Origin of the sequence: Bacillus cereus group sp. N31 (assembly GCF_016483245.1) — a bacterium.
In the GTDB taxonomy this organism is placed as follows: domain Bacteria; phylum Bacillota; class Bacilli; order Bacillales; family Bacillaceae_G; genus Bacillus_A; species Bacillus_A toyonensis.
Genome location: NZ_JAEHCH010000019.1, coordinates 62,074 through 77,467, shown reverse-complemented (window position 1 = coordinate 77,467; position 15,394 = coordinate 62,074). Strand labels below are relative to the sequence as shown.

Below are 15,394 nucleotides of genomic sequence, written 5' to 3'. Positions count from 1 at the left end.
AAGACGAACGATTAAGGAGGGATGTGACATGAAAATACATTTTTATTTATCTACTTACTTTCATTATTTTTTATTCGGTCATATTGCATTCGAAATAACTCAATTGCAAATGGAATATCCTCTTCACTCTTTATATAATAACTTATCCATCCTGATTCAGGTAATATGTGATGTGCTTTCACTAATCCTTGGTTCACTAATTCATCTCGCTTTAACTTCGGAAATGGTAAATCAACTAATTTATCACCATGAAGATGACCAAGTTCCTTCTTACCATAATTTATTTCAATACCACCAAATCGATGCGGTTTTTCAGAAACACCCGTCCAGCTGAGCACTTCATTTCTAATCATTTCACTAAATGACATAAACATTCACTCCTTATAAATGATTGATGTAATTTAAAATTAACATTTTCATTACTTTTTTCCATCAATCAAAAGTATGAATGAGAATACGAATATAGTTTAATCTCAACACCTTTATTTTTTACATATTTAAAACAATTTTAAACGGGATTTATTCTATTGAAATAAGTTATGAACTCAGCCCCATTTACTCTGCCTACTCACAACTACAAGAATCTCAAAACGTATCAAGTGTTTCACAAATATGTATCACCACTACAAGTGTGCTAGATTGCTATAAAATCCTTGGAATGATTCATCAATTATACAAACCAACTATAAACGATTTCGAAGATAATATAGCACTTGAAAATAGCCATTTTAATAACAATTTATTAACTACAGATCCGATCGCTTTCCACAATCTAGTATCGTATGAACTATTTGAAAATATCATAACGGCTTATACTTCAGATTTACAACCCATTTATTTACCAGATAGTGCTACAATTATTGATTCTACTTTCTCTGCATTTCCAAGAATTTCACATAACATGAAACAAGCAAAAGTAAATGGCATACCTGTTCCACTTAAAACAAAGGTATCTCATTTTGACGTCATATAAATCCATTTTGGTTTAAAACAAAACTTGGCATTATTGTGGCTAAATTACGCCTATACCGCTAAAGCACAATTAATTATTCAGCAATAACCTATCTTAAATACAAGACCAATTCCTTTCTAAAAGGCATTGGTCTTTTCATATAACGTAACCATTAAAATATACTTTAATATTTTTACTCCTTACCTAATATCACGAATTCCGCCTTTCGTTCGTTCACTCTAATTTTTATCCATATTAACATTATGAGAAATAAGAAGTACAGGCTATATTCTTTATAAAATAAGTGAATGTATTACGATACAAACAAATGCACATAACTAACACTAGGCACATATCCTAAATTTGTATCCATACTTTCCAATAGAAAGGCAGGTAATACAATTGACTTCCAATATCGACTACACCTCTCCTTCAACCAATTTCACTCATGATGTAAGTAAAAGTAATTTTTTTAAGAAAGATGCCCAAAACTATATAAACGTACTTGGCATAAAACAATTAAATACTTTAGAAAACACTTCTTTACTAGATATTTATTTAAGTACAGGCAATGTTGTAGAACCACATATTCATCAAAATGCAGCTGAACTTGTTTACTGCATTTCAGGATCTGCTGTTGTTTCTTTACTTAATCCATTTACAAATCAAATATTAAACTTACCGATAAAACCAGGGCAAGTTGCCAACATTCCACAAGCATGGTGGCATTACGAAATCGCTTCAACGGATAATACTCATTTATTAGCTATTTTCGATGCCCCAACCCCAGAAGTTATTTTTGGTTCTGATATTTTAAGATTAACTCCAGCCAATATGATGGCTCATACTTATTGCCTCAATAAACAACAATGGAAACAAGCGGTATCCCCTATTCAATCTACTACAGTAATTGGTCCTCCAGCAAACTGTAATCAGAACCGCGGAACTCAGCCTCCTAATCCACAACAAAATTTATATTACCAAGATTCATATTATTTCCCTCTTTACTGGGGATATTAATTTATCTCATTAAAAAACAATTATTTATCTCCTTGGAAAATACCTAGGAGATTTTTTATCGTAACAATTAATAGAGTACATACATATAATAGTTATATATTTAATTGGAGGTGATAGTACTATGAGTAATTATAATTATCGAAAAAACTACTCTCATAATAAAAATAGTAGTTCATCAACATCCTCTCAGTCTTCGAATTCTCAATCTTCCAATTCCCAATCACAAAGAGATTTAGCCGAGCAAGGCTATGTAAAGAAAAAAGGATGTAATTGTAATAAAAATAAATAGTTTATTTAATGGATGAATTCTTTTATAGTAGAATTCATCTTTTTTTGCTGATAGGACATTTTTCAAGTTATATAACTTATTTCTTCAGCGATAAAGTGTAAATTATATTTTTTATATGAACTTAACAATGAATTACTGTTCAATTGATTCATTATTTATTTTCTACAAAAATATAGTCCTCCCTAATTTTATTAGGAAGGACTATATACAAATCCCTGTTTAATTTCTAATTAAACATTGTAACAAATTAGACGATATTAATACCTGCACTTACAAATCCAGCAACTGCAGCTATTGGACTTGCTGCTGTTAATGAAACGTATAATAATACTTTATCCCCAGCTGCTACTGGAATAGCTTCAGCTATGATCCCTGATGCTGTAGAACCAATCGCTATTGCGGCAAATGCTGGTGTTAATAAAAGAGGTGCGCCTTGTACTGTAAACGTATTGCTTGCTGCAGGTGCAGTTAATATTTGTATTTGCACTTGAACAGGTGATATTGGAGCTAATGCAGCTGTTGCACTAAAGAAACCTGCTAATGACGTGATAGTTCCTGCACGTGGTGCTACAAATGCATAATCACCTACACCTAATGCTAATGTGATACTAGTTCCACCTGTTAACGCTACACCAGGCTGACTAAATCCAAATCCAAGAAGAGTTCCTGTATTAGCTATTAACGCGTTAACTAACGCAGATGGTGTTGTACCTGAAGCAAATGGAATAATAGCTCCGCCACCAGTTGCTCCTGTTAAACCTGTTGCTCCCGTTGGACCTGTTGCTCCTGTTGGACCTGTTGCTCCTGTTGGACCTGTCGCTCCTGTTGGGCCTGTCGCTCCTGTTAAGCCTGTTGCTCCTGTTGCTCCACCAGTACCTGCTGGACCTGTCGCTCCTGTTGGGCCTGTTGGGCCTGTTGGACCTGTTGCTCCTGTTGCTCCCGTTGGACCTGCTCCGGTTCCTGCTGGACCTGTTGGACCTGTTGGACCTGTTGGACCTGTCGCCCCTGGAGTAGCATTGATTAATTGAATTAATAAATTAAAAAGAAGTTGTAAAGTTGCAGAATCAACATTTGAGTTGCAGGATATAGGGATAAGATCTAAAGCGAAGAAGAATTGTGCAAGGGCGCTATAAAATTGTTGCAATAATGTTGACAATTGTCCTAAATTAGGTGCTGGAGATTGTAATAAAACTATAATACTTTGAGTTAATTGTTTCAAAAAATTAACTTCTGGGGAAGGTAATAAGGAATTTAAGAAAATTAAAAATTGATTAAATAAATCGAGTAACACTAATCTGTTTGCATTACTTGGATTTGCAAAAAATGCTGAAATAGCTGATACTAATGAGTTTAGTAAAGTAATTAATTGACTTAATTGTTCCCTAGTAATAGGAACTGACTGTGGATTTTTACAACAATCTGCTGAAAAAACAATCGGATTGCAGTTATTATGATCAAAACAATCATTATGTTTCATTTATTTCCTCCTTACTTTTCTTATAGTTGAGTGTTTTCCTATTCTAAGTACTATAAAAGATGCGATTGAAAAAAGTAGTTGAGTTATATGTTTCTCTTAAAATAGGAAACATGAATGATAATCAAACTTGAAAACGTTATTTAATTATGTTCATGACTCACATATTAATTATATGTTTTTAATAATTGACTGCTTAGATTAAACACCTAAACTTAAGAGTTTATTTTATTTTTCCACGTTTATCTCTTAGAGCCAAAGACACATTTTAAGTTGAATACAAAACTCGAATTTACGATTAATATACATTCCGCAAGTAACAACATCATTTTTTCATATAAGTAAAGAACATTTCTTTACTAAAATTGGGCTCACCTTATAAAGGGGAAGCCGTTTCTATTATAAAAAACTCTCATACAATATAGTGGACAAGTTATTTTATACTTCGTTCTAATAAAATATTGTAAGGAGTGAGAATTAATTGCCTATCATTCAACCATTTATGGCATCTAGAAGATTCACATCTACACTAGGAGCCGGGACTGGCACAGGCGCAGCCTTTGCGGTTGCTGCCACAGCTTGCTTAAACGATGCGGGTACTACTGCAACTGCTTTTCCAACTTTCACGTATTACAACCTATATGTAAACGGTATCCTTCAGCCAAGCGTGAACTCCAGTGTTACTACTGGCCCTACTGGCGCTATTACAATTCCTGGTGGAGATGCATTAGACGGCGGAATTCCAATCACAATCGAATTTATCGTCACTTAATGTTAACGAATGTAATTTAAAACAAAAAAGACAGATTCCTTTTAAAATAAGAATCTGTCTTTTTTAATTAATAATAATAAATTGCAAAATAATTGAAGACCCTTGCGATGGTGGTTGATTATCCAATAAAGTTAGTTTACCAGTACTAACTTCATAAAATGGTTGTGGTTGCAGAATTCCATTAATAAACAAATTTATATATGAAACCTCACTAGGTGATAATATATTCGTCGTACCATATTGAGCTATCCCATCTGCATTTGTATATATAAGTTTCTCTCCATCTGAAAAAGTGTAATATAACAAATTGGTTGTTGTTATGGGGCCAATCCCCCCAGTAGGACCTGTTGCTCCGGTTACTCCTGTTACTCCCGTTACTCCCGTTACTCCGGTTACTCCCGTTGACCCCGTTACTCCCGTTGGCCCGGTTACTCCCGTTACTCCTGTTGCTCCTGTTACTCCCGTTGACCCCGTTACTCCTGTTGCTCCCGTTGATCCCGTTGATCCGGTTACTCCTGTTGCTCCTGTTGATCCTGTTGCTCCCGTTGGACCTGTTACTCCCGTTAGCCCTGTTACTCCTGTTACTCCGGTTGCTCCTGTTGATCCCGTTGATCCCGTTGGACCTGTTACTCCCGTTACTCCTGTTGCTCCTGTTGCTCCTGTTGCTCCTGTTGCTCCTGTTGCTCCTGTTGATCCCGTTGGACCTGTTACTCCTGTTACTCCTGTTGGACCTGTACTTCCAGTCGGAACATAAATTGGTGGAAGAGCTGGAAATGTAGGGCCGATATTCTCAGGTCCTATCCTACCTTTATTCATTGATAATTTATCATTCCGCTTCAATTCAATACCTCATTTCACATGTTTTTAACTAACATACATTATCATGACTCTATCATTAAGGAATAACTTCATAACTATCTTTTTTCTTTCCAAATGATTCATACATTTATTAAACCTTTTACCGTTACTATAAACTACTTCTATTAATAGAATAAAATGATAGTTCCACTCTAAAAACACTACACTTATTAGGTTCTAATTTAAAAATGAGGTGATTTATTTGCAAGATAAAAATGAAAAAATAAAAGAAGAACTACTATCAATGGCTCTTGAAATAATTCTTCCATACAGACTTACAGGACCTACTGGGAATACTGGTCCTACCGAAAGTACTGGGTCAATTGTTACAACAAACTTTATGTTCGCTAATAATACATTAGGTGATCCCATCTCAGTTATATTAAGTGGAACTAATATTCCACTTTCTGGATCTGTTTTTTCTCCCGCTATGTCAACTTCAAATTATAATAATAATTTAATTACTAATTTAATTGCTGGTAATACAATTTCACTTCAATTATTCGGTATATTATCCATTGTTAATTTAGTTGGAGGTGGTTCAACAGGTGCCTCTCTAACAATTATACGAATCGATTAAAAAATGATTCATTCTTTTTCTAATACACATTATTAAATACCAAGTCTATCATAATAATAAGAACCACCCAATTATTTCATGGCGTTGATTACGTAACACAGAACAAATTACACTATATTTATAGTAGAAACTATCTATACTAAATTTTCCGTATATACATTATCAATTTACACTCACCCTTACCGATGTTACATTAAATAAGAAGACAGTTTCTCCTTTACGAACCATCTCTCAATACGTATTTGAGAAACGTACTCCAATCCTATACGCGAGAGCAATACTATGTTGGCACTCAAACGAGTGTCTTTTTTTTGTAATTTAACACAAAATAAAAACCATCTTGTATAGATGGTTTTTATTTTTTATATTATATATATAAATGTATACTTATGTAGCTGGGTAATAAATTGTCATGCTTAACCGAGTCAACGATTCCCCTAAATTATGATAAGAGTGTGATCTATCGGCCTTAAAACGAATGGAATCTCCACTATTTAATTTATACTGACAATTATTCACTTTTATTGTCAATTCTCCTTCAAATACCGTTATAAATTCTTCTGCTCCTTCTTTATGCCCTTCTGAACTTAGTTTCCCTTCTGTTTCTATTTCAACTGTATAGATTTCAAAATGTCTATCATCTTGAAAAGGAAAAGAAGGATACACTTTATATTTCCCATTATCTTCAGACAATACTTGAACATCATCCCGTAAAACAACTTTTATATCGGGTTGTGGATTATTGATTAAAGAAGTAAAAGACACTTTCAATCCATTAGCAATTTTCCATATTGTTGTTAGTGTCGGACTTGATTCTCCTCTTTCAATTTGTCCAATCATCGTTTTACTCACTCCTGTTAATTGAGAAACCTTTTCTAAACTTAATTTTTCTTTTTCCCGTATTGTTTTTAAATTTTTCACTAAAATAAGTTGAATTTCTTCCATAAAAAAACACCCCTACACTATATACAATATAACGACCGTTATGTATAATAAAAAGCACACGTTATATTGTTCTTTTCGATCATTATAACATACAAAAAATAATAAGGTGGTTTTGAAATGCCCATATTTTCTTTTTTATTATTTGTTTTTATAAGTAGCTTCACACCCGGTCCTAACAATTTTTTAGCTATGACATACGCCAATCAACACGGGTTAAAGAGGAGCATGCAATTTTGCTTTGGAGTAGCTTTCGGCTTTTTCATCCTCACTTCTTTATGTAGTTTCTTTAATGTAGTACTACTTAATATCTTACCCATAATCGAATTCCCTTTAAAAGTTTTAGGTGTAACATACATGTTATATTTAGCTTTTAAAATACTCACTAGTAAAGGCAGTACGAATCCCAGTGAAAAAGATAATAAAAACTTATTTACAGTGGGGATTTCTCTTCAATTCGTTAACCCTAAAGGGATATTATTCGGACTGACTGTAGTATCGACTTTCATACTCCCTTACTACAATTCATATTCAAGTTTTCTACTTTTTTCATTATTTCTAGGTGTAGTCGGTTTAATGAGTACATGTAGTTGGAGTTTATTTGGTTCAATATTCCAAAAATTATTAATAAAACATAACCAATTATTTAACATCATTATGGCCGTTTTATTAGTCTTCAGTGCCGTTTCAATCGTTATACACTAGTTCAATGCTCATTCTAATTTTAGATTTTTGTACTTTTTCATACCAATCTATATTTCCTAATCTTTGTCCTTAATGTCATAAATATTTAGTTTCCACACCCATCTGTTTTTTATTCACATACTGCCCTTAACTAACTACTTTTCTCTAGTAGAACTTTGATATGGGAATATTGTTGTACACAGATCCGCCCTTATTTATTCTCGTATTACCAGCCTATAACCTTTCATACCGTTTCATTGAGCACCTGATGCTGGATCGGAAATAGAGTATGGTAATCCCTTTAAAGTTTTTTCAATTCTAGATTATCTATCTTCTAAAACAAAGTACTCAAAAAAGAAAACCACAACTTAAAACATTAGTTGTGGTTTTCTTTTTTCGTAATATTCACTTTAAAATCTATTTATAATAATACTGAAAAATACGGTATAATATAAATTACTGTTCTTTGGGAGGGTTATAATGTCTGATAAGTATAAAATTTTCATTCTTATTGTTACCGCATTTTTTTCTTTCTTTTCCTTAATAAAAGATTTCCGCAACACTTCAAAAAGTTTCTTTTGGGGTAGTTTTGTAATTCTTACAAGCTTCATCATACTTTTAACACTCGCTTTAGATTTAACTCAAATACTCCTATATTCAACGCAGATAGCGCTTGAGATTATTACAATACCACGTAAACTATTTCTACCATCTGTCACTGAGGCCGCTAGTATTTGCTAACAAAGTATTTTAATTTTCTTATGCATGCCAAAATATATTTTGGCAAATTTGACACACATTTATATCAAACAAGCATATTTTATTGTATGGTGACTATCTAATAATACAAATTTTTAATTTTTATAAGATCTTCTTATTTTTAATTAAAAATCTACAACATTCTAAAACAGTATGCACATAATATCCTCAATTCCCTTTTTCAACATGAAACTTGTCTCAGAGCGCCTTTAACAGCGCTCTTTATCTTTAATAAAGGTTTTATTAAAATTTAGGTTAAAAATTAATACCCTATAGTCATGATAGCTATTTACTGTTTCCAAAATAAGCTGCATTAATAATATAGAAATGAAATACCTATAAAAATTATTACTTTACTATTTCTTTAAACATGCTAGTGAGGTGATTTTGATAGATTATCAAAACAAAGATATGTTCATTAACTTTTCACTTTTAGATATTAACCGTATTATTCTCCCACATTCTCCTACTGGACCTACCGGCTCCACTGGTTCCACCGGGCCTACTGGGGCTACGGGCTCTACCAGTTCCACTGGCTCCACCGGGCCTACTGGGGCTACCGGTTCTACTGGGTCTACTGGACCTACTGGCTCTACTGGACCTACTGGTTCCACTGGCTCTACCGGCTCTACCGGTTCCACTGGTTCCACTGGCTCTACTGGGCCTACTGGGTCCACTGGTTCCACCGGTTCTACTGGTTCTACTGGTTCTACTGGTTCCACTGGCTCTACCGGTTCTACTGGGTCCACTGGCTCTACCGGTTCTACTGGACCTACTGGCTCTACTGGACCTACTGGCTCTACTGGTTCCACTGGACCTACTGGCTCTACTGGTTCCACTGGTTCCACTGGTTCCACTGGCTCCACCGGGCCTACTGGCTCTACCGGTTCTACTGGGTCCACTGGCTCTACCGGTTCTACTGGTTCTACTGGACCTACTGGTTCTACTGGACCTACTGGCTCTACTGGACCTACTGGCTCTACTGGACCTACTGGCTCTACTGGTTCCACTGGTTCCACTGGTTCCACTGGGCCTACCGGGGCGGCTAGTGTGGGATTAACAAACTATCTATATGTTTTTGATACTACTAACCAATCAATTGCAGTGGGAAGTAGTGTTACTTTTAACACAAATGGACCTATAACAGGAACTTCCCTTAGCCACATCACAGGTACTGGAAATATTATAATTAATACACTAGGAACATATGTAGCAGAGTTTCAATTAGAGGCAGCGCGCGAAAACCAATTCTCCCTTGCACTAAATGGTACACCAATTCCAGGTGGGCGTTTTGGTACGGGGTCACCGCATACAATAAATCAAGGTACTGCTGCTTTTACCGTAACAGTTGTTCCTTCAACATTGACTTTAATAAATAATACCTCTTCAGCAGGCACTATCACTCTCTCAAATAGTGATGGTGGCTCTTTAACAAATGTATCTGCAAGTATAAGTATTTTTCAGGTCGGATAATTAATTTGGTTAGAAAAGTAATTCATAAAGTTTACAAATATAAAAAATGAGGCTTCTCATTTCTAGAGACACCTCATTTTTTATATTAAATTTTAAACTGACTCGTATAAAGATCAAAGTAAAACCCTCGATCTTTCATGAGAGATTCATGATTCCCTCTTTCTAAAATACTCCCATCCTTTATAACGAGGATTTGATCTGCCTTTTCAATCGTTTTGAGTCGATGAGCGATTACGAAACTCGTTCTACCTCTCATTAAATTGTTTAATCCTGCTTGAATTTGCAATTCTGTTCTCGTATCAATATTAGATGTCGCTTCATCAAGAATTAATATGTCTGCATCTGCTAAAATTGCCCTTGCAATCGCAAGAAGTTGTTTTTGTCCTTGACTTAAATTCGATCCTTCTGAAGCAATCTCTGTTTCATATTGTTTCGGTAAATGTTTAATAAAAGAATGTGCCGATGCAGCCTTTGCTGCATTGATTACTTCTTCATCACTTGCATGTAATCGTCCATAACGGATATTATCCATAATTGTCCCAGCAAATAAATACGTATCTTGTAAAACTACTCCTATTTTACTTCGTAAAGAATTGATATCATAATCTTTTATATCTTTTCCATCAATATGAATTTGCCCTTGCTGTATATCATAAAATCGAGTTAATAAGTTTATGATTGTTGTTTTTCCCGATCCCGTTGGACCAACTAAAGCAATTGTCTCTCCAGGCTGTGCCTTAAGACTTACTTCTTTTAAAATTGTTTTATTTTCCACATAACCAAACGAAACATTCTCAAGTTCAACATGCCCTTGTATATTTTGTACAATGAATGCGTCTTTTTTATTTTGAATTTCTGGTACCTCATCCATAATTTCAAAAACTCGTTCTCCCCCCGCAACTGCCGCTTGAATCGTATTCATTAACGTTGCAAATTGACTTAGTGGTCTTGAGAATTGACGAGAATAATTAATAAACGCCGCAATGACACCTACTGTTGTCATTCCGTTTAAGACCATAACTGATCCAGTCCCAATTACAAGCCCCATTCCTAAGTTATTAATAAAGTTCATACTCGGAAAAATAAAAGCTGAAAATGTATCAGCCTTCGTTGCTGAAATTCTTAGTTGTTCATTAATTTTATTGAAATTTTGTACGGTTTCTTTTTCTTTCCCGTATAACGTTGTAACATCCGCGCCTGTTATAGCTTCTTCAATAAAACCATTTAATTCTCCTAAATCTTTTTGACGCTTTGCAAAGTTTTTACCACTATATGCAACAAGTTTTTTTGTAACGAAAAGCATAATAGGTACTGTAATTAAAGTTACAAGTGCCAAAATCCAATTTAATGAGAACATCGCAATCGTCACACCTATAAAGGTTAAAGCTGATGAAATAATCTGTACGACACTTTGCGTCAACGCTTGATTTAAATTGTCAATATCATTTGTCACACGGCTCATTAAATCACCTTGAGAACGTACATCAAAGAACCGTAAAGAAAGCGTTTGGATTTTCTCAAATATATCTTGTCGTATTTTTTGAATTGTCTTTAATGCAACATTAATCATGACATACGTTTGTAACCATGTTAAAAGCACCGTTACACCGTAAATTGCAATAAGTAACATACACATTCTTGCCGTACCGTTTAAATCTTTTGGTACAATATATTGATCTATAATTACTCCCATAAAATATGGACCTAATAACCCAAGTAATGTCGTAACAAATACTAGAAATATAACGAACATTAGAGCAGCCTTTTCATACCCCATATAGTTCCAAATCCGTTTTACAGTTCCTTTAGTATTTTTAACTTTTCCACTCTTAGGCGAGTTACGTCCACCTTTATTAGCAAATTGTCCTTGAAAATTACGCATGTTCTTTCCCACCTTCTTTATGCAAATTACCACCTTGGGAAAGATAAATTTCCTGATATACCTCACATTGTTCTAGCAGTTGTTCATGTGTACCATCACCAACTAATTCACCATTATCTAATACGAGAATTTTATCAGCATCTATTATAGATGCGATTTTAGAAGCAATTAATAATGTCGTTGTTCCTTTATATTCTGTTCTTAATGCCGATTGAATGTTCGCTTCTGATTTCGCATCAACTGCTGATGTAGAATCATCTAATATAAGAATAGATGGTTTTCTCACAAGCGCTCTTGCAATGGATACACGTTGTTTTTGTCCACCTGATAAATTCGTCGCACCTTGTGTTAAATTATAATGATACGATTCTTCCAACTTGTAAATAAACTCAGTCGCACACGCAGATGAAGCTGCTGTTTCCAATTCATCGTGTATTGCATCTTCTTTACCGTAACGTAAATTCTCTTCTATACTTCCTGAGAACAACAATGCCTTTTGAGGTACAAAACCTATTGAAGCACGTAATTTTTGTAAATCGTACCTCTTAACATTTATTCCGTCAATACAAATTTCACCTTGCTCAATATCATATAAGCGTGGTAGCAGTTTAGCTAAAGTAGACTTACCACTCCCTGTAGAACCGATAATCCCTACTTTTTCACCTTTACGTATGCTGAATGAAATATCTTTTAAAACGTATTCATTATTTTTCGTATAACTATAACTAACATCTCTAAAATCAATATTCCCTTCGATTTTCTCAGGTTCAATTGCGTTAGCTTCGTTCATAATATCAACTTCAGTATTTAAGACTTGTTGTACACGATCCGCAGATGGAAAAGCTCGAGCAATTTGAATAAATACCATACTAATAGACATAAGTGCCATTAAAATGATATTCAAATAGTTAATAAATGCTAAAATCGCACCTACTTGAAGAGTTCCATTAAATACTTTTTCTCCACCAATCCATAGTGTTGCGACAATTCCACCACTTACAACTAGCATAATAATTGGCATCATTAAGGAAATAAGCTGCACAGCTCGAATATTTATCTTCGTTAAATTTGTATTCACATTTCCAAACTGAGAAATTTCATATTTTTGTCTTACATACGCTTTTATAACACGTACACCAGATAAATTTTCTTGTAACTTTGTATTCACTTTATCTAATGCTTCTTGCACCTTTTTAAACGTTCCACTCGCTTTACTTGCAATTAAAATAATCGCCAGTAATAAAATTGGTACAACTACAAGTAATATTGGAAATAACTCTCGCGCTGTTACAAAAACAATAATTATACTTCCGATAAATAACAAAGGGCCACGAACGAGAACACGTAATGTCATCGTCATCGCCGATTGAATTGATGTAATATCATTTGTCACAATCGTTAATAATTTTCCGGTTCCAAATGCATCCCGATTTTTACTAGAAAATGTTTCTATTTTTGTAAACACATCTTTTCGTATGTCTGTAGCGAAATTTACAGCTGCTTTTGTAGAATACATCATACACCCAAGTCCTCCAACTAACCCAAGTGCCGCTGCTCCTAACATAAGAAGCCCCATTTTTATTACATAATTCAAATCCCTATTTGCAATCCCAACATCAATAATATGTTGCATAATAGTCGGTTGAATTAAGTCCATCGCAACCTCAAGTACCATAAATAGCGGTCCAATAATAGCGAAGAACATGTATGGTTTTAAATACTGTAATAGCTTGCGAAATGATTTCATACATAATCTCCTTTTTCCATGAAATTACCACTGAGTAATTCATATCCCTCCTTATTTAAACCCTATAGTTTGTAATTTCTTCTTTACTTTTATTATATTATGCAAATTAATATTTAACATTATTAAATGATAAGCATTAATGACTTTTCGGTCAATAAATGTGCTTTATAAATATACAAATACAAAAACCGCATTCTTAATGAAAAGAATGCGGTTTTTTATCTATATTTCTTCAATTGTAAAATCGAAAAACTCAGTCTCAAATCCTTTATTTTTAGAAGGACTACACGTGTAAAAGCCTATTTTAACAGGCTCATTCCCTATATCCTCCATTAAATGAGCGATTCTTATTTGTTCCCATCGCTGACTTATTTTCACATATATTAAATAATCACCGCGTTTTCGAATAATTCGAAAACGAAGTTGTTGCTTAGCTGCTTCAGTTGGATAATCTTGCGTTGACCAGTCAGAATATCCATTATTCGTTACGACAGCACCTAAATGAGATGGCCCCTCAGGGATATATTCTAAAGAAGTTTTTAACCAACAGTTCTCCGAAATCATAACAAAAAGACCTGCTTGATCGTATGTCGCATTTGGATTCATACGTAACTGAACTTCAGCCTGAAAATCTGTCATAATCTCATTATAAAATACATGACCATTCATTATTTCAAAGCCATAGTGTGTTTTCAGCCAAAAATCTGTTTCTGCCTTCGAATGGACAATTAATGTATGATTTTCTTCCAGTTTGTAATATTCAGGTACATTCATTACGGTAAGTTGCTCAATATGATTTGGTATATATGATGTTTTCATAATTCCTCCATAAAAAAGCAATTAAATTAATATTTAAAACTCGGTTAACACCGGGAATTTATAACCTTTAAAATCTAATTCCTTATTACTTCGAACCATTAAATACTTACTAGTCTGTAATTCTGTATATTGTACATCATCAATTCCTAATTGATCTGGGCAAAAATAAAATTCAATCTCCTTAAATTCCCCAGAGATTTCCTCACATAATTCATCTAAAATCGGAAGTACCGGAGCAAACACTCCATATAATTTTAGTTTTTGATTTTCTATTGTAAAAACAATCAACGTATCTAATTTCTCTGAATAATATAGGTTTTCATTCCATGTTGAATCATACATATTTAAATAAAACGAAGAGCGGTAATTTAACGTTGAAAATGTATTAGAAAGCCTTTGGCCATTTTCAATCATCTCATGTATTAATTGTCTATCCTCTTCATTATAAAAATCTAACTTTTTAAGTTGAGAATCTTTATCACTCTTGTTTTCGTATGATACTTTCATCAAATATTCTTGCACAATTTGAAAACCAAATGGTTTATATAGTTCTGGATTTTCAGTAAATAAAAGCGCACACTCACATTGCTCATCAATTTCTTCTATCATCTTACTAAACAATTGTTTCATTAACCCTTGTCGACGATGATTCGGATGTGTCATTACCGATTGAATACCCACTGCATTTATTTTTTCACCATTCATTAAAAGCGGAAGTGAAAATGCAGCAACATTCGCAATCACTTTGTTATCTTGTAAAAATGATAAAGCTTTATATGTATAATCCCAATATCCTTTCTCCGTAAAATCACGTAATGTTTGACTTTCAATACCAAACACTTCTTCAAATAAAGGAAATAACTGCTCTCTTTTCGGTTCTTCTATTAGAAGATTTACAAATTTTTCAACATTCCCCATGTTGTCCCTCCATACTTCAATTCCATAAAATTATATATGGTTATATGACCTGACCTTAAAATAATAGGTCTTACAAATCAATATACTATCATAAAATATAAAAAAATAATCCAATTAATTTTATGTTTTCACAATTAGAAAAAAGTCGAATAAAACAATATTAAGATTTTTGTATATTAATAAGGTTATTATATAAAAACAGTGCTTTCTAGTTAGTTTTTACTA

14 protein-coding genes and 1 pseudogene are annotated in these 15,394 nt (G+C 33.7%); 7 read left to right on the top strand and 8 right to left on the bottom strand.

The window, feature by feature from the left end; translation table 11 throughout:
- Positions 1 to 50: 50 nt before the first annotated feature.
- Positions 51 to 368: a luciferase domain-containing protein gene (locus JDS81_RS21150; RefSeq protein WP_000010331.1), complete on the bottom strand. Its 318-nt coding sequence runs from the start codon at positions 366 to 368 to the stop codon at positions 51 to 53.
- 155 nt (positions 369 to 523) lie between these two features.
- On the opposite strand from JDS81_RS21150, the pseudogene JDS81_RS21145 reads away from it, so the two are divergent.
- Together JDS81_RS21145 and JDS81_RS21140 are read left to right on the top strand one after the other, a co-directional pair.
- Positions 524 to 1,060, top strand: a pseudogene (locus JDS81_RS21145) (TGS domain-containing protein); the annotation flags it as partial.
- Positions 1,061 to 1,354: 294 nt separating this feature from the next.
- Positions 1,355 to 1,972, top strand: a complete 618-nt coding sequence (locus tag JDS81_RS21140) for a cupin domain-containing protein (protein ID WP_097954122.1) — start codon at positions 1,355 to 1,357, stop codon at positions 1,970 to 1,972.
- A 536-nt stretch (positions 1,973 to 2,508) separates the two neighbouring features.
- Here the strand turns inward: JDS81_RS21140 and JDS81_RS21135 are convergent.
- The gene (locus JDS81_RS21135; RefSeq protein WP_097954123.1) at positions 2,509 to 3,738 is read right to left on the bottom strand and encodes an exosporium glycoprotein BclB-related protein; all 1,230 of its coding nucleotides are present in this window, start codon (positions 3,736 to 3,738) and stop codon (positions 2,509 to 2,511) included.
- 478 nt (positions 3,739 to 4,216) lie between these two features.
- Here JDS81_RS21135 and JDS81_RS21130 point away from each other — a divergent pair, with 478 nt between their 5' ends.
- Positions 4,217 to 4,507 carry a DUF4183 domain-containing protein gene (locus JDS81_RS21130; RefSeq protein WP_001121652.1) on the top strand — a complete coding sequence of 97 codons (291 nt, stop codon included), beginning with the start codon at positions 4,217 to 4,219 and terminating at the stop codon, positions 4,505 to 4,507.
- Between the two features lie 63 nt (positions 4,508 to 4,570).
- On the opposite strand, the gene JDS81_RS21125 is transcribed toward JDS81_RS21130, so the two are convergent.
- Positions 4,571 to 5,347: a DUF4183 domain-containing protein gene (locus JDS81_RS21125; RefSeq protein ID WP_199688615.1), complete on the bottom strand. Its 777-nt coding sequence runs from the start codon at positions 5,345 to 5,347 to the stop codon at positions 4,571 to 4,573.
- A gap of 220 nt (positions 5,348 to 5,567) precedes the next feature.
- On the opposite strand from JDS81_RS21125, the gene JDS81_RS21120 reads away from it, so the two are divergent.
- Entirely contained in the window at positions 5,568 to 5,945 is a 378-nt protein-coding gene (locus JDS81_RS21120; RefSeq protein WP_141499415.1) for a BclA C-terminal domain-containing protein, read from the top strand.
- A gap of 387 nt (positions 5,946 to 6,332) precedes the next feature.
- On the opposite strand, the gene JDS81_RS21115 is transcribed toward JDS81_RS21120, so the two are convergent.
- Positions 6,333 to 6,890, bottom strand: a complete 558-nt coding sequence (locus tag JDS81_RS21115) for a helix-turn-helix domain-containing protein (protein WP_097954126.1) — start codon at positions 6,888 to 6,890, stop codon at positions 6,333 to 6,335.
- 117 nt (positions 6,891 to 7,007) lie between these two features.
- Here JDS81_RS21115 and JDS81_RS21110 point away from each other — a divergent pair, with 117 nt between their 5' ends.
- The 3 genes from JDS81_RS21110 (at position 7,008) to JDS81_RS31195 (ending at position 9,803) form a co-directional block, all read left to right on the top strand.
- Positions 7,008 to 7,592: a LysE family translocator gene (locus tag JDS81_RS21110; RefSeq protein WP_097954127.1), complete on the top strand. Its 585-nt coding sequence runs from the start codon at positions 7,008 to 7,010 to the stop codon at positions 7,590 to 7,592.
- 459 nt (positions 7,593 to 8,051) lie between these two features.
- Entirely contained in the window at positions 8,052 to 8,312 is a 261-nt protein-coding gene (locus JDS81_RS21105; RefSeq protein ID WP_097954128.1) for a hypothetical protein, read from the top strand.
- Between the two features lie 429 nt (positions 8,313 to 8,741).
- Positions 8,742 to 9,803: a collagen-like protein gene (locus JDS81_RS31195; RefSeq protein WP_199688616.1), complete on the top strand. Its 1,062-nt coding sequence runs from the start codon at positions 8,742 to 8,744 to the stop codon at positions 9,801 to 9,803.
- Between the two features lie 85 nt (positions 9,804 to 9,888).
- On the opposite strand, the gene JDS81_RS21095 is transcribed toward JDS81_RS31195, so the two are convergent.
- From JDS81_RS21095 to JDS81_RS21080, 4 genes are all read right to left on the bottom strand, one after another.
- Positions 9,889 to 11,685, bottom strand: a complete 1,797-nt coding sequence (locus JDS81_RS21095) for an ABC transporter ATP-binding protein (protein WP_097954962.1) — start codon at positions 11,683 to 11,685, stop codon at positions 9,889 to 9,891.
- Positions 11,678 to 13,432 (bottom strand): ABC transporter ATP-binding protein, encoded by a 1,755-nt coding sequence (locus JDS81_RS21090; RefSeq protein WP_097954964.1) that lies wholly within the window; start codon positions 13,430 to 13,432, stop codon positions 11,678 to 11,680. The genes JDS81_RS21095 and JDS81_RS21090 overlap by 8 nt, the downstream gene beginning before the upstream one ends.
- 222 nt (positions 13,433 to 13,654) lie before the next feature.
- On the bottom strand, positions 13,655 to 14,251 hold the full coding sequence (locus JDS81_RS21085; RefSeq protein WP_097954965.1) for a DUF1349 domain-containing protein: 597 nt from the start codon (positions 14,249 to 14,251) through the stop codon (positions 13,655 to 13,657).
- Positions 14,252 to 14,284: 33 nt separating this feature from the next.
- Positions 14,285 to 15,169, bottom strand: coding sequence for a GNAT family N-acetyltransferase (locus JDS81_RS21080; RefSeq protein WP_097954967.1), 885 nt, complete (start codon positions 15,167 to 15,169; stop codon positions 14,285 to 14,287).
- Positions 15,170 to 15,394 lie beyond the last annotated feature (225 nt).